This window comes from Paenibacillus sp. FSL P2-0121 (assembly GCF_037975345.1).
GTDB lineage: Bacteria > Bacillota > Bacilli > Paenibacillales > Paenibacillaceae > Paenibacillus_AQ > Paenibacillus_AQ odorifer.
In genome coordinates, this window is the sequence record NZ_CP150245.1 from 4082253 (window position 1) to 4101498 (window position 19246).

The following is a 19246-nucleotide window of genomic DNA, read 5'->3' on the forward strand; positions in this document are numbered from 1 at the left end:
TATCGGCCCCTTTTATGGAAGAGTAAAGCTGCAGCAATCACCAGGGCCATCCTGCAACACGTGATGTAGAGTAAAAAGTTTAGATGAACATAGATAATTCTATAAAATTTTCTAATTTCCTTCACAATTCGACAAAGTAACGGACCTATATTAGGATTTTTTTCGGAAAAAGCGGGACTTGTATGAAAAGAGGGTCTGATATGACCATGATGAGTAGGATGACGGTAGGAGCATGATGAGTTTAATGACGAAATGAAAGGACCAGTTGGGCGACTTGTGCTACTTTGGCGACTCGAATGCATCTGCCGCGCGCTTGCGGACTCAGGAGACCTTATTTTCTGAAAAATGAGGTTTTTGAAACGCTATCGGACTCAGTTGCAACTATTCGCTCATAACTACCCCATTTTGAGTCGATATGCAGCTAATAAGAGCTATGCAGTCCGTAACTTTTGGAATACGAGCGAAAATGTACGAATAGCTGCAATACTGTCCGTTCATCCCGGAGTTACATGACTTTGGTGACATAGACAACATGTATAATCTGACGACTTGGACTAGATAGACAATTCTGACGTCGTTGGGAACTCTGAATGCTTACGCCGCACGCTTGCGGACTCAGGAGACCTTATTTGCTGAAAAATGAGGGTTTTGCCACGCTATCGGACTCAGTTGCAACTATTCGCACATAACTGCCCCATTTTGAGTCGATTTGCGGCTAATAAGAGCTATGCAGTCCGTAACTTTTGGAATACGAGCGAAAATGTACGAATAGCTGCAATACTGTCCGCAACGTTCGAAAATGAATAATGATATTGCGCAGAGCACGTAATCCATTTTTGCGGATCAGTAACCACATGATGTTCGTCCTAGAAAAGCCATGCGGCCGCGCGGGGGAAGAATCCGCTTTTAGAGTAACTATTAACTTCAGCAAATTCAGCTCGTTCACCATGCTAGCTTCCTTCATCTAAAACCTATTAGAATTCGTCATCTTTATACACAGTAACTCATTGAAGAAATCCCCAGCACTCGTTATAATAGCAACTATAGGTCGTGAAGAACACGCCGCTTTTATACAATCTCTATCCTGGGTTAAGCTCAGGAGGAATTGTATGGGAGCGGCTTTTTCTTTTTTCAAAAAATTACTTAAGGAGGATATACAAAATGTCCAGATTCGAACAGCAACTAGAGGAATGGTTACAGATCAACTTGGATAAGGAGAACAATCCCCGCAGACAGGAGCTTCTTGCAAAAGGGTTGGGCTATGGAACAGTCGAATTTCTGCGTGCCGTATGGTTTCCTGCTGTAGGAAACTTCAACTACTTGTTCCCCGAATGGGAAGTGCGCGATTTCAACAATGGTTATCGTTATCTTGATCTGGCCTATATGCCAGGTGGAGCAAAGGGTGGAATTGAGATTCAAGGCTACGGTCCGCATGCTAGAGATCTTGATGTACGACGATTCAAAGATTTATGTAGACGCCATTCCTTATTATCGCTAGACGGTTGGACCTTCCTATCCATCGCCTATCCCTCAATCACGGACGAGCCTCAGCTATGTCAACAACTAGTACTCGCATTCATCGGCAAATTCATGGCTTCAGACGCGCCCTCTTCATTAACTTGGTTAGAAGCTGAAACACTTCGTTTCGCAAGACGTCTTCTGCGTCCTTTCACACCTGTTGAACTCACCCATCATCTTAGAGTCACTAATCGCCATGCCCGACGTGTTTTACATGAGTTAGTTGAACAGCAGCTACTAGAGATCGTCGGTGGAAAAGTACGCAATCGAACCTATCAGCTTAGAATGTGATGACTTGACTAGTTTGGTTTGATTAGTTTGGTTTGATTAACAAAGTTACGTTCGGACCGTATAGCTCTTATTTCCCAATTATCTTCGTTTTCGCCACGCTATCGGACTCAGTTGCAGCTATTTACTCAAAAACACTGCTCTGACCTAATTTTTCAGCTCAATAAGAGCTATACAGTCCGAAACTCAGGGAAAATGAGCGAATTAGCTGAAATAGCTGCATTATGGTCCGTAACGGCAACTCTAGGGTCATACCAGCAAGGCTCATACAAAAAATGATCCTGAATCTAATCCGTTGCACCCCCGCATTGTCCTTCCAAAATCTAAGTCTTTTTCAATACTACCCATTACTATTACTAATCATTATTCAGAAAAAAAGTGCTCTGCTTAGTCCGTATTTTAATCAACACTTGACCTTAGGTCTGACCTAAGGTTTATAGTTATTTTATCAAATAACTTACAGTTAGGAGCACCGCCCTTGAATCCGTACCTTACAATTGGCGAACTATCAAAACTTATGAATGTATCTATCCACCAGATTCGATATTTTGAAGAAAAAGAAATCCTGTTTCCATCCTATATAGACAATAATCAGTACCGGATGTACGGCATCGATGAGATCTATCAATTGGCACATATCCTGTTGCTCCGCAAATTAAACATCCCTGTCAGCACCATTAACCAAAGTATGAATAAATCCGCAACGAATGACTACCAACTGCTGTTAGAGAAATCGTTAAACAAAATCAACTCAGAAATAAACCAATTAATAATGCTGCAACAATTTATACAAAAGGTACTAAAAGAGCATGCAGATTATGGCAACATGAAGGGGGATTATCAAATTAAACATGTGGACAATCGTTATCTGAAAAAGTGGTTGGTGCTAGAGGATAACGAAACAATAACTGCACGAAGTTTATATGAAAAAAGACCGCAATACCATCATTTATTTGAAACAGATTTGCATTATGTATACGATTCTGAACAAGTAACCTTATGCTTTGAAACCATTGAAACCACTCCCGCCCCTGACATTGTTTTAGAAAAAGGGTGTTATCTCTATAAAGCATTTTTTGTAACAGACGATCAGGATGTAGATCATGAGATTGCCAAGCTGGAACACTTTTTAAATGGGCATCACTACATGGTATTGGGACCAATCATCATTTTGGAGAAATCGTACCTATCCATGTTTAACAACGACAAGCTTCATTATGAGCTTCAAATTCAAATCGAGCATGCCTTAGATGATACCACTAAATGAGTACAAACGAGGTTATCATCGCCCATTACCAGGAACAAGATCGTGAGGCTGTAAGCAGGCTTTTGGTAGATGCATTTCACGGGAAATTTCACTCTCTCCTCTCTCTCGAGGACAATGAAATTGCTGATCTACTTATAAGACTTTGGGAACAAGATTCTTCTTCCTTATCATCTAAACAAATAATCGCTTATGAAAACGGAGAAGTGGTTGGCACTATCTACTTAAAATGGCAGGATACAATCTCCCTTAAAAAAGGATCAATTAAACCACTGAATCGGGCTCCCTTTTTGCAGCTATTCAAGAAATTTGGATACTTAAATGTTTGTAAGTTAATCCTTGGGTTATATTTTTTGGATTATCAACCTAGAGCAAAAGAGTGTTATGTGGCTCATTTGGCTGTTCGGTCCAGTCACCGTAATAAGGGAATTGGCAAAGAGTTGCTGGGTTGGGCGGAAGATTTTGTAAACAGTCATTCTGAAATTGAAAAATTAACGCTACATGTTGCTAACAAGAATAAACGTGCCATTAATATGTACCAGCAGTTGAACTTTGAGATCCATAAATCTGACTATAGCGCGGTAAGACATTTACTTTTTAAAGAGCCTGTTTGGCATTACATGATAAGAAAAACATCGCTACAATCTGGGGGATCAATGAATGAAAAAGAAAATTAAGCTAACTGTCTGGATGATTACCATTTCGTTGTTGATTGCAGCGGTCCTGTTCGTACTACAGCAACATTCTTTTTCAATGACTGAGCAAAAAATTGAAATAGATACGCCTCAAGGTCAACTAACAGGAACCTTAGTTCTGCCCAAAAGCTACTCTGGAACCGTCGGACTGGTAGTTTTTGTTCATGGGGATGGCCCAGTTAATGATACTTACGATGATGGATATAAACCTTTGTGGGAAAAGCTCGCCTCTGCCGGATATGCTTCCTTATCTCTTAACAAACCGGGTATTGGGGGTTCTTCAGGGAACTGGCTAGAGCAAAGCATGGAGGATAGAGCGCAAGAAACTATATATGCGATTAACTGGGCTAAAGCCTTACCTATGATTGATGATCAAGCTATTGGTTTGTGGGGAGCAAGTCAGGCGGGCTGGGTGATTCCTAAGATTGTTAAAAAAGTGCCTGATCTCGCCTTCAGTATTCTTGTATCCCCCGCCATTCAATGGATTTCTCAAGGACACTACAATACCAGACAAGAGATGATTTTAGAAGGTTTTTCAGAACAGGAGATAAAAAAGAGAGAAGATTATAACGCGCAAATCCTACTGCTACTTAAAGAACAGGCGTCGTATGAAAGTTACTTGCGAATTGCACAATCGGACGATTTAATTTCCAAAGAAAAATGGGGTTTTTTCGCTAAAAATTATCAGTCAGATGCGAGCGGGGATTTAAAAAACTTCACTACACCTATCCATTTAGTTCTTGGCGGGCAAGATATAAATGTAGATGTTGAGGAAACCGAACGTGTTTACCGTGAAAAAATTCCTGAAAATCTGCTTTCAGTCTTCTATATTCCTGATGCTGATCACTCTATGCTCTCAAAAAAGAATGCCTCATCACCATTAAGAACATATTTGACCGCTGTCTTTTTTCCACGACATATTGTTGTTGAGCCATATTTAGATGATTTGGTTCACTTTGTAAGCCAGTTTTAATCTGTTTGCCATCCATTATGCACTCTCGCCAGCTGAACTCCCTACGTTCGGACTGTATAGCTCTTATTTTCCAATTATCTTCGATTTCACCACGCTATCGGACTCAGACGCAGCTATTTTCTCAAAAACACTGCTCAGATCCACTTTTTCAGCTCATTAAGAGCTATGCAGTGCGAAACTCAGGGAAAATGAGCGAATTAGCTGAAATAGCTGCGTTACGGTCCGTAACCACAACCGCGGAAGTAATTAATGACTGCCCAAGCCCGTGTATTGGCTTTGATTTCCCCAGAATCTACGTATCTTATAGAATACCTAGGTCTATCACCAATGCACTCCATACGTTCGGACCGTATAGCCCTTATTTCCTGAATTTCCTCGTTTTCACCACGCTATCGGACTCAGACGCAGCTATTTACTCAAAAACACTGCTCTGATCCACTTTTTCTGCTCATTAAGAGCTATGCAGTCCGAAACTCAGGGAAAATGAGCGTATTAGCTGAAATAGCTGCGTTACGGTCCGTAACCACCACGCGGAAAGTACTTAACAACAGCACAAGCCCGTGTAAAGGCTTTGATTCCCCAGAATCTACGCTTCTTATCAGAAATACCTACGACTATCACCAATGCACTCTATACGTTCGGACCGTACAGCCCTTATTTGCTGAATTTCCTCGTTTTCGCCACGCTATCGGACTCAGTTGTAGCTATTTACTCAAAAACACTGCTCTGATCCACTTTTTCTGCTCATTAAGAGCTATGCAGTCCGAAACTCAGGGAAAATGAGCGAATTAGCTGAAATAGCTGCGTTACGGTCCGTAACTCCAATCGCGGTCATAATTTTTGCTCAAACGGTCGCGGACTTCCACTGCGAACGTACTTATCGGCAGCTTAGGTTCACTAACGACAACCGAGTATGTAATTTTTGCTCAAACGGTCGCGGACTTCTACTGCGAGCATACTTATCGGCAGCTTCGGCGCCCGTAACCACCACGCCAGCGTACTAACCACCAGCAACAGACTCCGAAAACTCCACGTAAGTAGCAGAAGCAAAGGCATAAACTGGGTGTCATTAACTCAGATTCTCCCTCTCCTGCTGCATAAACAGCGTTATATGGCGTATTGATTATAGCTGTACGCTTTAGTGATAACGTATAATTTCGGATGATCAAGCTTAGCTTTGGTCAAAATCGATCATATAAGGAGAGGTTTTAATCATTGAGAAAACAACAACGTTTGTTAGCCATGCTCGTAACCTTCCTGCTTTTGTGTTCCTCTTTTCCGTTATCGATGTTTGCAGAGGAAGCACCTGATCCTTATGAAGGAATGATTAACATTCAAAGTGAATGGCAAGGTAGCGTATTTGGTGATGTTGGGGGGCAAGACAAGATTACTGCGGCCAACTTTGGCATTACGGAGAACACGGATGGATCAGCAACACTGCGAAGCTCGAACGATAGAGGTAAAGTATCGGGCAGCACGGAAGGTATCGCTTATTACTTTAAAGAAGTTGATCCAAGTGTTAATTTTGAATTGAAGGCAACGGCTCACGTGGATGCTTGGACAGCCAATAACCAAGTTTCCTTCGGAATAATGCTGCGCGGCAATGTGTGGCATAACCAATTCGGAGCCTACTCTGGCGATTATGTCGCCTTGGGTGCTTTGGATCAAGAAATGAAAGCGTTTCACAAATTGCAAAATACAAGCCTACAGAAACTTGGGTACGTGTTTGATAACGCTAATCGCCCTGCCCAAGGAGAGAATTACGAATTAAGCATCAAAAAGACCGGAAATCTGTATATTGTCCGCATCGGCAATGAAACCAAAACGATCGAAAGCTTTGACGGCTCCATTCAATATGCGGGCCTTTATACTGCTAGAAATACTACGGTTACGTTCCAAAATATTCAATTCAGTCAAGAAGGTCAAATCGAGCTAGGACCTTGGGGCTTCAGCGCCTTCGGAGGCAATACTAGCCCAGCAAAGAACCCCGAACCTATAATTGAAAGTCCAACCTCTGTAACGATGACGACTTACGGCGGCAAAATCTCCAGCAGCGATGAGGGATTATCTTTTTATTCGAAAGAGATTCCTGTGGAAGCGAACTTTGAACTGAAAGCGACCGCTTCAGTGATTGCTTTTAATAGCAATAGCACTGTCAGCACACCTAACCAGAAATCCTTCGGTCTTATGCTCCGCGACAGTATTGGGACGAACGGAGATACAAGCACAACCACTTCTAACTATGCGGCGGTGGGTGCTTTGGATCAGGTAATGAAAGGTTTTTATAAAAAAGACACCCAAGTGAAGTTAAATCCTTTTAGCGATATCCAGGCTCCGTCCGCAGGAGCTGTATATTCGCTAAGTATTAAAAAATCAGGAGATACTTATCGATTAAGTGTGGGTGATCAGACCGAAATCATAACACTGGACGATACGTTCACAGATACTCTTTTTGCCGGAATTTATGTAGCTAGAGATGCAACTGTTACTTTCAGTGACATAGACATCCAGCTTGAATCCAAAATCGTAACCAGCTTAACCGCTGATACGAGCGCAATGACGAAAACCACTTATCTGGTTGGTGAACCCCTTGATTTGACTGGATTAGTCGTTAAGGCTATTTTTTCTGATGAGAGCGAGGCAGTTTTATCTTCTACGGATTATATTGTTACAGGCTTTGATAGCAGCAAGGTAGGAGAAAATATCATAACCATTAACTACAACGGTGCTTTCGTGAGCATTCCTTTGCAAATCGTTCCATTATCTATGACCTCATTATCAGTGAAGTATTATCCAGCTAAAACCGTATATTACCCAGGGGATACCTTCGATCCAGAAGGTCTTGTTCTTGTTGCCAATTATAACGACGGCTTCCTGACCAAAGAACTGACAAGTGATCTTTATTCCCTCTCCATTAACGGACAACCGGTCAGCGATTTATTACCGTATCTATTTACGCAATCAGGCTCCACAGCGGTATCCGTTACTTCAACAGAGGCGCCGGCAATCACAACGACCTTTAACGTGGAAGTAAAAGCAGCGACGTTATCCGCTTTAGAAATTCGAAATGAACCTAAACAAACACTCTACTATATCGGTGACTCCCTCAAACTAGAAGGACTTGTGGTTTATGCTCATTACAGTGATGGTACACAGATTCGGCTGTTGAACAATGAATACAAGGTCTCTCTTCTCGACACCACGACATCTGGGGATAAAAAAATCACAATTACGCATAAAGGCTTAACAACCTCTTTTCAAGTTAAGGTCAACGTTAAAAAACTACTTGGCATCGAAGTCACCAGCTATCCTAAAACTACCTTTTTTATTAACGAAAACTTTGACAGCAAAGATCTCTTCGTATCCAAAGTGTATGATAATTCAGATAGAGAGAAGCTAAACAGCTATACGCTCGACACTTCCAAGTTCAACAATCAGGCAGCTGGAGTGTATGAAATTGGCATACTCCCTACCGATTCTTCTATTATGCCCATTACGTATTCCGTTACAGTAAAAGAAAAGATGGATCCCGTTTGGAAAAGCATTCAATTCGGTCAGTCCACTTCAGCTACTAACAATCAGACGATTGTCAACGAGGATGGATCCGCCCAACTGATCGCTTTGGAAGGCGGCGGTAAAGTCACCGAAGATCATGACGGCATTACCTTCTATTACACCGAGCTAGATGCTGCGGAAGATAATTTCGTGCTGTCTGCGGATATCCAAGTGTTGGCTTTTGCAAAAAATCCATATGACGGGCAAGAATCTTTTGGCATTATGGCACGTGACGTCATCGGCACACAAGGAAATTCTAGCGTCTTTGCATCCAATATAGCTGCCATCGGTGGTTATAGCGGCGGGACGAAAAGCGATCTGGGCACACAGCTTTTTGTCCGTACGGGAGTTGAAAAAACGGATGGGACTGGCAGTAAAGGGATTCAAACCATCATGCTTCAAAAAGAACGTCCTGCACCTGCCAATACTGTTCCAGCAGCACCTTACCATTTAACCTTAGCAAAGACGAATAGTGGTTTTACAGGACAGCTCAATAATGGCCAACAAGCTATTCATTTCACACCAGACATTCTAAGCGTACAGGATTCAAAAATGTATGTCGGATTCTATGCTGCTCGTTTAGCCACAATTAATGTAAGCAATATTCAATTAACTGTCACTTCAGCAGCTACAGATTCTCCTAAAATAGAACCACCTGCGACTCCCGTCACACCTAGCTTAAATATACTTTCACTAAGTAAAACCTCAGATCCAGCTTACCAAATGATTGTGCGCTCTAATGTCAACGGAACGGTGACGTTGAAGCAAGGTTCTACGATCATCGCTCAGCATATCGAGGCAATATCTGGTAAACGTCTTTCTATTCCCACGAGACTTCTTGATCAAGGAGATACGAACTTCAGCATTACTTTTTTACCAGATGATACTCAGTATTTGACCTCTTATGAGAAGATCATCAGCAACTTTACCGTCACCCTAAAAAGTTATAACGAAGATGATGATATCTACGTATCGCCCACCGGATCAAGCTCCGGAGATGGAACAATCAATCTCCCACTTGATATCGATACTGCGATTGATTTCGTTAAACCAGGTCAGCATATTATTGTGCTTGAGGGTCGTTATGTGCGGAAATCACCACTTGAGATTAAAAAGTACAATGATGGCAAAGCCTCCGCCAAAAAGTATATAGAAGCAGCACCAGGAGCAAGACCTATCTTTGATTTTGACAAAAAAACAGAAGGCGTTCTCTTGAGCGGAAACTATTGGCATGTGAAAGGACTTGATTTCACTCGCTCAGCTGGGAATACCAAGGGCTTTACGGTGGGAGGCAATTATAACATCGTTGAAAATAGCCGTTTCTATGCGAATGGTGACACTGGTCTACAAATCAGCCGAACTGATGGTACCGCGATAGAAATCAATGAATGGCCTTCCTACAACTTAATTCTCAACAGTACCTCCTTCGACAACCGTGATCCATCTGATAATAATGCCGATGGCTTTGCGGCAAAATTGACTGCGGGTGTTGGTAATATTTTTAGAGGTTGTCTGGCGCATAACAATATCGACGATGGCTGGGACTTATATACGAAAGCAGGCTCAGGTGCAATAGGTTCAGTGCTGATTGAGCACAGCGCCGCCTTCAACAATGGGTTCTTAACAGACGGAACCGTAGGTGCCGGTGATAAAAATGGCTTCAAGCTTGGTGGCGAAGGCATTCATGTCACACATACCATCCGCGATTCCATCGCCTTTGGTAATGGCGCTTATGGTTTTACAAGCAATAGTAATCCAGGTGTGATCGCCATCAACAACATCGGATTTAACAATACGCGTGGTAATATAAGCTTCACCACTTATGATCACATTACTGCAGACTTTACGATTGACGGTTTCTTATCTTACCGAACTGCCAACATTGCAAAAGACCAATATCCAGCTTCTTTAGCTGCGGACAATAATTTCATGTTTGACGGTACGCGATCGGCGAATAAATCAGGTTTAGAACTGAGTGATTCTAACTTTGTCAGCTTAAATCCTGTAGTCAATTACTCTCGGGATACTGACGGGAATATAATCTGGGGCGATTTCTTGAAGTTCATTCCTTTGGATGGGCCGGAACCAAGTCCGACGGCTTCTCCGAGTCCAACGGCTTCTCCAAGTCCGACGGCTTCTCCGAGTCCGACTGTTTCTCCGAGCCCAACGGCTTCTCCAAGTCCGACGGCCTCACCGAGTCCGACTGTTTCTCCGAGTCCGACCGCTTCTCCAAGTCCGACCGCTTCTCCAAGTCCGACGGCTGCCGCGAGCTCAGGCAGTTCCGGATCATCGGTTGGAGATTCGGCCACTACTATACTCCATTTGGACGGTAGCGTAAGGATTGAGATACCTACTACTATGAATGGAGAAAAAGCTAGCGCAATATTGACTGAATCTTCCTTACAAAAGATTATGGCTTTAGCCAAACCTAATTCCGCAGGCCACAAAATCCTAAGAATTCAGCTCGCAGAGGAACAATCGTCAAATGTTAGCTCATTTGAAGTCACTCTCCCTGCCGCAGTATTTCTTGTTGGAACTTCCACACTGCAGCTGGAGATCAATACATCACTAGCTACCTTTGTACTTCCGGATAATCTATTCCCGGCGAAGACACTGGACAATGTGAAGACGGTTACCTTGCTCCTCAAACCTGTCGAAACAACAGGAAGTTTAAAGAAGCGATTGGGTGAAGGTTTGCTTATTGATTACGAGTTACTTTTAGATGGTACAACAGTTCAATTAGAGAGTTTAAATTCGGCCATACAAATTGGGCTTCCTTATCCAGCTGCTGTAGTTCCATTGAACAACGCCTTTATTGTAGTGTGGAACGTCAATGAGCACGGAGTCATCCAACCGGTAGTAGGCGGGAATTATGATTCAGATAAGAAGCAAGCTATTTTCTCAACAACAAATTCATCTGGGCAATATGCCGCCGTCTACAATCACAAAACGTTCAGGGACATATCTGATTCTCATTGGGCGAAGTTTATTGTAGAAGTACTAACATCAAAAGGTGTCATTAATGGTGTAACAGAAACAGAGTTTAGGCCCGACCAGACTGTTACACGTGCAGATTTCGCACTTTTATTGGTTAGAGCTTTAGGTCTATCTGCAGCAGAAGGAAATAGCTTTGCTGATGTGTCACCTAACGATTATTTTTATGAGGGACTTATGACAGCTCAGAAATTAGGGGTCGTTACGGGCCAAACCGACGGCCTTTACCACCCTCATGACTCCATCTCCAGACAAGAAATGTTTGTTATGGCAGCTAGGGCATTGAAGGCTGCTGAGGTATGGGAATCGAATACGACCGCTTCCTCCCCCTCTGCATTAGACAGCTACACTGACTATAATCAAATTTCTAATTATGCGGCAAATGATATTGCGGCGCTGGTATCAGCAGGTCTCATTAAAGGAGACTCTCAGCAGCAGCTTACACCAACTGCCCATTCCACACGTGCCGAAGCCGCCATGCTGATTTACAGAATTATGATGCAAAAATAAAAAAAAGAACTCCAAGACCACTATACTCGTGGTTTTGGAGTTCTTTTTTATCCTCTTCCCTCCCCCCTTTAAGTCTTCTAGTTCATTTCCTTATCAGGAGGATTGGAAACCCGATACCCTTTCGGCGATTGATGGGTGATTTTCTGGAAATTCCGATGAAATGACCGTAAGTTACTATAGCCGCAAAGGTTGGCAACTTCACCAATAGTCAGATTCGAGTTTTTTAATATATAACATGCTTGTGAGATCCGATAGTGATTCAAGTAATCTGTGAAGGGCATTTTCATCAGCTGGACAAATAGCTTTGATAAATACGGGTAATCATATTGCAGATGTTTTGCTACAGCTTTTAATGTGCAATCGGCAGAATAATTTTGTTCTACAAAAAGCAGGATTTTATAGAGCACCTTTGTTTGCGGGGACTGTTTGACCGGAGCAAATGATGTCTGACAGATCAACTGCGCACATACACCATACAGGAAACTTTTCTGGCTATAAATCGAATCCAGCTTTGTACAATCAGGTTCATTCACAGCATGGAGAACATTATCATTTGGTATAAAGCTTTTATAATTCATGTGAAAATCACCTATCAATTCTGTGGAGAAAAGGATTACCATAATCTCCGAAAAATCAATCGTCTCAAATTCATGCATCTGATTAGGAAAAATAAAAACCAGATCATTTTTCTGTACCTGATAGCTTTTCCCATCAATGGTGATAGATAACTGCCCGTCTTTGACATAAATAATCTCAAATGCCCGATGAAAATGAAGTGGAAAATGATAGTTTTTCAATGGAATGAGTTTAAAGTAATCTTTTTCGCTGACACCATGTTTTTCAAAAAAGGGCCACAAGTAGATTCTCCTTCACGAAAACACTAATTTTGTCTTAAAGTGTACTATATAAAGTATAGAACTAACAACGTTATTTCCTATAATATTGGATAAAGTCAACCAAGCGGAGGTTATAGGACAATGGAATATCACATATCAAAAACCGGTTCAGATCAAGGTCAAGGCACTCAGGTGGATCCCTTTTTAACCATCAATAAAGCGGCTTCAGTAGCTGTGGCTGGGGATAAGGTTATCGTTCATGAAGGGATATATCGCGAGTGGGTAAAACCGAGATACAAAGGATTAAGCGAACAAAGAAGAATTATTTATCAAGCCGCTGAAGACGAACAGGTTGTCATAAAAGGCTCTGAGCATATACAAGATTGGCAGCAGGTTGAGAACCAAATATGGAAAGTGATCTTGCCGAACACGTTTTTTGGCAGCTTTAATCCGTATGTTGAGGAAGTGTCTGGCGATTGGCTCGTCACTATAGAGGAGACAAGACACCTAGGGGATGTATATCTAAATGGCATGTCTTTTTATGAGGTCAGTCAGTATGATCAACTGGCAGCTCCTGTCGAAAAGCTGGAGTTCAAGGATCTCTGGACACAAGAGATGGTTCCGGTCCAAAATCCAAAACAGACGACCTACGTTTGGTTTGCCGAAGTAAGCCCTGACCACACCACGATTTACGCTAATTTCCAAGGTGCCAACCCGAACAAAGAACTGGTAGAAATCAATGTACGCAGATCTTGTTTCTACCCTGAAGAAACCGGAATTGATTATATTACTGTAAAAGGTTTTGAAATGGCGCATGCGGCAACACCTTGGGCACCTCCAACGGCAGACCAGCCCGGACTGCTGGGCACTAACTGGAGCAAAGGCTGGATTATTGAAAATAATATCATTCACGATGCCAAATGCAGCGCTATCAGTATCGGCAAAGAAGCTTCCACAGGCCATAATTACCGCACCCTTCGAAAAGACAAACCCGGATATCAATATCAGCTTGAATCCGTCTTCACTGCTGAGCGACAGGGCTGGAGCAAAGAATCGATCGGTTCACATCTTATCCGCCATAATACCATTTATGATTGCGGCCAAAATGCCATCGTCGGCCACTTAGGTTGTATTTTCAGCGAAATTCATCATAACCATATTTACAACATTGCGACAAAACGGGAATTCTGGGGCCACGAAATTGCGGGGATCAAGCTTCACGCACCGATCGATACTCACATCCACCATAACCGGATTCACGATTGTACTTTAGGTTTATGGCTGGATTGGCAGACCCAAGGGACAAGAATCAGCAAAAATCTGTTCTATCAAAATCATCGGGATTTGTTTATAGAAGTAAGCCATGGCCCTTACATTGTTGACCATAATATCTTGACAGCTAAACATGCTTTAGAGAATGTAGCCCAAGGTGGAGCCTATATCAACAATCTGATCGGCGGCAGGATGGTTCATCGAAAGGTACTAAACCGGTCCACGCAATATCATCTTCCGCATAGTACAAAAATTGCCGGTTTCTCACTTATTTATGGTGGGGACGATCGGTTCTATAACAATATCATTGTTGGAAAAGACGGATGGACAGGCGTGGGCACATCACATTTCAATAACTACACCACCTCTTTGGCGGAGTATATCGAGAATGTCCATAAGTTACACGGTGATCTTGAGGAGTTTGAACTCGTTGAACAGCCTATGTTCATTAATAACAACGCTTACTTAAACAGTGCAGAGCCTTTCGAAAGAGAGAATGTAAAGCTAGTTGAAGAAAGCTTTGATCCAGACTTCTTTATTGTAGATCAAGGAGATGAGGGATTCCTTTCCATTGATCTGCCTGAAAGCTTCGTTAACTTCTTAGGTGAGGTACATTCAACTGAGACTTTGCCGCGGGTGCGCATCGTGGATGCCGAGTTTGAGAATCCGGATGGCAGCAATATAATTCTGGATACAGATTTTCTGGATAACAAGAAAGAGAATAAAAGCACTTTAGGACCTCTTACACTTTTGAATAAGGGCAAAAATTATATTAAAGTGTGGTGATCGGTAAAGCAGGTGGCTAGTCCACCTGCTTTTTTCATTGCAATCATTGAGTCTGCTACTTATTGGCCTTAATCTTTTGAATAGATACTTCGTTTTGTTCTATTATGATTTGATATTCAACAATCTCTCCTGCTTTAAATTCTTCGTTAAATTCTTTACTGACCGATCAAAGAATTGATCTGAAGGTCATGGACGATAAATAAAACGAATATAGATAAGTCTTGTGAAAAGTTATCTGAATGATACTCTAATTCAAAATAATAATCCTGCCCGTGATTACACCCTTTTCATCTCTGGAAAATTGAAGTGCCCTAGTTTCTTTATCGTCCGCACTGAAGCTTACGGAATCCGAGTAACCGATTTGCCCTTCCTCAAACATATTTTGGACAAAAAGCTTAACACTCCAGTTATCGTATTCATAATTGAAAGCCCCTTGTTCATCAACACGCACTTCCTTTACAGATTCAGGGATAATCGTGCCGGTGGAGATTTTTTTCTTCATGTCCTCTATTTTTTTAATTAGTTCCTTCTCATCATCATCAATAGAGGCAGCTGCATCTGTTGAAACCGCTGAATCAACTTTGCTGTCGGCAGAGGGTTCTTTCAACAGCTCCTGTAAATAGCTCTCAGCTTTGACAGGGTCAGCTTTGGTTGGGTCCAGCGGAAGTTCAAATAGAATAGCGGTTCCCTTGTAATCGTTATTAGCGCTAATTTCCCCTGTACTTTCATTATAAGCAAACGCATCTTTGCTGAAAAAAGAACTACCATTACTGACAGCTAGATATACCCCTCGGTCAGCGAACATCTCCACTCCATCACATTCAATCAGCCGGTACATAATTCCATCTATAACAGCCTCGCTATAGCCACCATTCATTGTTGTGATATTAACCTGCCATGGTTTTAGTCCCTTTATAAGCGGTGACACAAAGAATGGATCCTGGCCATACTCCGGTTCACTTGTAGCAGGCATGGGGCCACCGTCTATTCTGGCGATGGATACAACGGCATAGGATCTGTTTGGGTTAATATTCTGATCAGACTTACTCAGTTCTGAAAGACCTTCCCCCGAGACTATTCCATTCAACGTCACGTTATAATCACCAGATATAACCGATTGGTTGATTTCAACAGCATCCCTGCTTTCGAATGCTTTTGCCAGCAGTTGCTGGCCCAGATGCTCAGCAACCTGCTTGGGGCTAAATAGCTGTGTAGCTGCATAAGCCGTTAAAGACATTACAAGCGTGAATATAGCAACCATTAGTCCAATCGAAACTCTTTTTTTATAGGCTGGTTTCATTGGTTTAGTCTCCTTAAACTGTTGGATGATTCTTTCGTTTAATTCCTCTGTCGGCTCTGCTGTAGAAGCTAGCGCTTGCTTTAGCAGTTGATCCAACTTTTCGGAGTCATTCATTGGGATTCAACCTCCAAAATCTTTTTCATCGCCTTGCGGGCTTGGAAAAGTCTGCTTTTAACTGTGCCCGGTGGAATCCTTAGCGCTGAAGCAATCTCTTCAACGGTCATTTCTGCGGTATAGTACAGATAGAGCGGTATTTTCAGTTTCTCATTCAGCCGGTCTGCGGCAGCATGAATCATGTGCCGAAGCTCCTGGGACAGCAATGCATCCTCTGGCATAACCTCTCCATCGGAAGTACACGCCAGATCGACCGCTTCATTATAATCTGCTGTAGGTGCAATTCTTTGCCGCCATGCCCATTTTCTGCGTTTGTTTTTGCGTAATGAGATAGCAATCGAGATAAGGAACGCTTTCGGATTTTGGTTCAGGTCCATTTTATGCCGCATTTCCATAGCTTTTAAAAAAGTCTCCTGATAGAGATCGTCCGTATCCACCCTATTCCCCGCAAGCGTAAAACAAAATGCGTAAATTGCTTTGCCATGTAATTTTATTAGGTCACTCAACTCTTCAATTTCCAAGTAGGCTACTCCTTTCTGAATGGCCATTCACCTATATATTGTCGTAACCTTAGAATCGGTTCACTATTTTGCTGTTGACTTTGACCTTAGGGTAAGGTGTTAAGTAGAGCTAGAACCAAACATCGATGTTTTGGCTTGGAAGCTTAATTAAAACGAAAAAAGGAGATGACTTTTTGCTGTCGATTGGAGAATTCTCAAAGATATGCGAAGTTTCTACGAAGACGCTTCGATATTATGATGAGATCGGATTAATTCATCCCGATGAGATTAACCCTGCGAACGGTTATAGGTATTACTCCATTAAACAACTAAAAAAAATGCTTTTTATCAATCGTCTGAAAGGTTATTGTTTCTCGCTGGAAGAAATCAAAGACATTTTACAATGGGAACAGAATCATTCAGAAGAGAAGCTCTACTCAGCCCTTAATCTCAAGAAAAAAGAAATACAGGAGAAAATAAGCGCTTATGAATACACCTTACAACAAATCAATAGTGATGTTTTAAATTTGGAGAAAGGTATTCCCATGATGTCTTACCTGAATGAGATAAAAGTAGAGCTTGTTGAAACTCAGCCTATGAATATTCTTTTTATGCGTCAGATGTTGAGCAGTGATGACTATGCGTTAGGTTATGGACATTATTTTAGCAGGCTATATGAAAAAATCGCCACGGAAAAACTCACTTTGCTCGGTACGCCAATAACGATATATCACAGCCATGAATATAATCCAGCCGGAAATGATACAGAGTTTGCTCTCCCCATAAAAGAGGGTGTAAAAGGTACAAGAGATTTGCCTGATGCTCTTTGTGCGAGATCTGTTCTTAAAGGCACCTATTCAGAATTGACCTCGGTCTATGCTCAGCTGAGAGAATGGATAGAAAATGAAGGTTATGAATGGGTGAACTCACCTTATGAAATCTACTTAACGGACCCGACACAGGTTGCTGTGCCTGAGGATCTGGTTACCGAGGTCTATTTTCCAGTAAAGAAAAAAAATTCATAAAGGAGTAACTTTCATGCTCAAAAACAATTATCCAACTTCAGATTGGCAAATCTCAGCCCCCGCAAACTTAGGAATGGATGCTGATATGCTTTCAGAGCTAGAATCAAGGATCAAATCCGAGTATAGCAATATCAACGGGATTGTTGTGGTAAGAAATGGAACTATTGCTTATGAAAAATATTATAATGGCGCTAGCCCGAATGACACACATCATGTGGCCTCTGTAACAAAAAGTATCATATCCGCGCTCATAGGCATTGCCATAGAGGCTGGCTTTATTAACAATGCAGATCAAAAGGTACTGGAGTTTTTCCCGGACTATGTTCCAAACGCTGCTCAAGATCCGCAAAAACAAGAAATCACCTTACGCCAACTCCTTACGATGACCGCACCTTATGCTTTTGCAGATTGGCACGAACCGCTGGAGCAAATGTGTATGCAGCCTGACTGGGTAAAATATACGCTGGATATGCTAGGCCAACAAGGAACAATTGGGGATTTCAAATATTCTACCGCTGGAGCACATCTGCTTTCTGCCATCATCACGCGCAGCACTGGACAAAGTGCCCGTGAGTTCGCCAACGAACGTTTATTTAAACCTATCGGAATGAATGAAATCCCGGATTATGAGATGAGCTCATTTGGGTTCGATGATTTGTTTGGGGTTAATGTGAAGGGGTGGGTGGAAGACCCCAATCGTATCACCACAGGAGGTTGGGGACTTACGTTGTCTCCACGCGATATGGCGCGTTTTGGTTTATTATATTTGAACCGTGGACAATGGGTGAATAATCAGATCATTTCGGAGACATGGATTGAGGAATCAACAGCGATGAACCCTAATCATTACGGTTACTTGTGGTGGCTACGCGAAGAAGACGGGGTTTACACCTACTCAGCGTTAGGTGATGGTGGTAATGTCATTTGCTGCATTCCAGAAAAAAAACTTGTCGTAGCTATCGCCTCAGAATTCACACTTCAGCCTCGTGACCGGTGGCCTCTTATTAAGGATTGTATTATTCCGTCTGTTGTAGAGTAAAGAAGATAGAAAACATGCTGGTTGCCACTACTTCATTAACAACTAGGAGAGCAACCAGCTGTCTACACTCTAAATCGTTTTGCTTCGAGGAAAAATAATATCGCCTTCGTTGCTGCTTACATCAAAAAATCCTACTTTGTGTTTTATAGCCAACTCCCGCATCGCCGTATAAGCTTCCTCAGCTACAGAATAAGCGAAAGCCGCATAGATGACGGATGAGCCAAGCGAGTAGTCAGTCAACCGGTTATCCGTTCCGGCTTCCTCCATCGCTTCAAAAATCTCGTCCTCTACATTCATATTAGGAAATTGCTCAGACAACTCACTATAAAAGCGTTGCAACGCCTCCGATAAAACTGATGGATCATTATAGGCATGGTCTTCCGACCACTGCACTTGCTGTTCATACCACTCCATAAACGCTGCTCTCTCTTGCGGTGCTTTAGACGTCTCGAATGCCATCAAATCATAGCTCATTTAAAATCCTCCTCTAACCCACCCTAATCGTGCATTTTCAGTTCCTATAAATTGTTGGGCTGTTTTGATTATATATTAAAAATCATCAGACCCATACTATAGA

The 19246-nt window shown here is 42.2% G+C and carries 13 protein-coding genes; 8 read left to right on the forward strand and 5 right to left on the reverse strand.

Going from position 1 to position 19246, the window contains the following annotated elements; translation table 11 throughout:
• Nucleotides 1-715: 715 nt before the first annotated feature.
• Nucleotides 716-946 (reverse strand): hypothetical protein, encoded by a 231-nt coding sequence (locus MKY54_RS18065; protein ID WP_076281670.1) that lies wholly within the window; start codon nucleotides 944-946, stop codon nucleotides 716-718.
• A 215-nt stretch (nucleotides 947-1161) separates the two neighbouring features.
• Between MKY54_RS18065 and MKY54_RS18070 the strand changes: the two genes are divergently transcribed.
• The 5 genes from MKY54_RS18070 (at nucleotide 1162) to MKY54_RS18090 (ending at nucleotide 11797) form a co-directional block, all read left to right on the forward strand.
• Nucleotides 1162-1809 (forward strand): transcriptional regulator, encoded by a 648-nt coding sequence (locus MKY54_RS18070; protein ID WP_076182320.1) that lies wholly within the window; start codon nucleotides 1162-1164, stop codon nucleotides 1807-1809.
• Between the two features lie 475 nt (nucleotides 1810-2284).
• Nucleotides 2285-3073, forward strand: coding sequence for a MerR family transcriptional regulator (locus MKY54_RS18075; protein WP_076305730.1), 789 nt, complete (start codon nucleotides 2285-2287; stop codon nucleotides 3071-3073).
• On the forward strand, nucleotides 3070-3747 hold the full coding sequence (locus MKY54_RS18080) for a GNAT family N-acetyltransferase (protein WP_339187396.1): 678 nt from the start codon (nucleotides 3070-3072) through the stop codon (nucleotides 3745-3747). The genes MKY54_RS18075 and MKY54_RS18080 overlap by 4 nt, the downstream gene beginning before the upstream one ends.
• Nucleotides 3731-4738, forward strand: coding sequence for an alpha/beta hydrolase (locus MKY54_RS18085; protein ID WP_339187398.1), 1008 nt, complete (start codon nucleotides 3731-3733; stop codon nucleotides 4736-4738). The genes MKY54_RS18080 and MKY54_RS18085 overlap by 17 nt, the downstream gene beginning before the upstream one ends.
• 1215 nt (nucleotides 4739-5953) lie before the next feature.
• On the forward strand, nucleotides 5954-11797 hold the full coding sequence (locus MKY54_RS18090) for a bacterial Ig-like domain-containing protein (protein WP_339187401.1): 5844 nt from the start codon (nucleotides 5954-5956) through the stop codon (nucleotides 11795-11797).
• Nucleotides 11798-11874: 77 nt separating this feature from the next.
• Here MKY54_RS18090 and MKY54_RS18095 read toward each other — a convergent pair whose 3' ends face one another.
• Nucleotides 11875-12654, reverse strand: a complete 780-nt coding sequence (locus tag MKY54_RS18095; RefSeq protein ID WP_076281666.1) for a helix-turn-helix domain-containing protein — start codon at nucleotides 12652-12654, stop codon at nucleotides 11875-11877.
• A 120-nt stretch (nucleotides 12655-12774) separates the two neighbouring features.
• Here MKY54_RS18095 and MKY54_RS18100 point away from each other — a divergent pair, with 120 nt between their 5' ends.
• Nucleotides 12775-14691, forward strand: a complete 1917-nt coding sequence (locus tag MKY54_RS18100; protein ID WP_339187403.1) for a right-handed parallel beta-helix repeat-containing protein — start codon at nucleotides 12775-12777, stop codon at nucleotides 14689-14691.
• A 247-nt stretch (nucleotides 14692-14938) separates the two neighbouring features.
• Here MKY54_RS18100 and MKY54_RS18105 read toward each other — a convergent pair whose 3' ends face one another.
• Together MKY54_RS18105 and MKY54_RS18110 are read right to left on the reverse strand one after the other, a co-directional pair.
• Nucleotides 14939-16105 carry a hypothetical protein gene (locus MKY54_RS18105; protein WP_076129716.1) on the reverse strand — a complete coding sequence of 389 codons (1167 nt, stop codon included), beginning with the start codon at nucleotides 16103-16105 and terminating at the stop codon, nucleotides 14939-14941.
• On the reverse strand, nucleotides 16102-16653 hold the full coding sequence (locus MKY54_RS18110) for a sigma-70 family RNA polymerase sigma factor (protein WP_339187406.1): 552 nt from the start codon (nucleotides 16651-16653) through the stop codon (nucleotides 16102-16104). Before MKY54_RS18110 ends, MKY54_RS18105 begins: the two co-directional genes overlap by 4 nt.
• A 146-nt stretch (nucleotides 16654-16799) precedes the next feature.
• On the opposite strand from MKY54_RS18110, the gene MKY54_RS18115 reads away from it, so the two are divergent.
• Both MKY54_RS18115 and MKY54_RS18120 read left to right on the forward strand, forming a co-directional pair.
• Nucleotides 16800-17630, forward strand: coding sequence for a MerR family transcriptional regulator (locus MKY54_RS18115; protein ID WP_339187407.1), 831 nt, complete (start codon nucleotides 16800-16802; stop codon nucleotides 17628-17630).
• 13 nt (nucleotides 17631-17643) lie between these two features.
• A complete protein-coding gene (locus tag MKY54_RS18120; protein ID WP_339187409.1) occupies nucleotides 17644-18669 on the forward strand; it encodes a serine hydrolase in 1026 nt (341 codons plus the stop codon).
• Nucleotides 18670-18738: 69 nt separating this feature from the next.
• Here MKY54_RS18120 and MKY54_RS18125 read toward each other — a convergent pair whose 3' ends face one another.
• A complete protein-coding gene (locus MKY54_RS18125; RefSeq protein WP_076303309.1) occupies nucleotides 18739-19143 on the reverse strand; it encodes a hypothetical protein in 405 nt (134 codons plus the stop codon).
• Nucleotides 19144-19246 lie beyond the last annotated feature (103 nt).

Bases quoted from the DNA above. Each gene is read 5' to 3' on its own strand.
- MKY54_RS18070 (WP_076182320.1), top strand. From the start codon at position 1,162: ATGTCCAGATTCGAACAGCAACTAGAGGAATGGTTACAGATCAACTTG.
- MKY54_RS18080 (WP_339187396.1), top strand. From the start codon at position 3,070: ATGAGTACAAACGAGGTTATCATCGCCCATTACCAGGAACAAGATCGT.
- MKY54_RS18085 (WP_339187398.1), top strand. From the start codon at position 3,731: ATGAAAAAGAAAATTAAGCTAACTGTCTGGATGATTACCATTTCGTTG.
- MKY54_RS18100 (WP_339187403.1), top strand. From the start codon at position 12,775: ATGGAATATCACATATCAAAAACCGGTTCAGATCAAGGTCAAGGCACT.
- MKY54_RS18105 (WP_076129716.1), bottom strand. From the start codon at position 16,105: ATGAATGACTCCGAAAAGTTGGATCAACTGCTAAAGCAAGCGCTAGCT.
- MKY54_RS18110 (WP_339187406.1), bottom strand. From the start codon at position 16,653: ATGGCCATTCAGAAAGGAGTAGCCTACTTGGAAATTGAAGAGTTGAGT.
- MKY54_RS18120 (WP_339187409.1), top strand. From the start codon at position 17,644: ATGCTCAAAAACAATTATCCAACTTCAGATTGGCAAATCTCAGCCCCC.
- MKY54_RS18125 (WP_076303309.1), bottom strand. From the start codon at position 19,143: ATGAGCTATGATTTGATGGCATTCGAGACGTCTAAAGCACCGCAAGAG.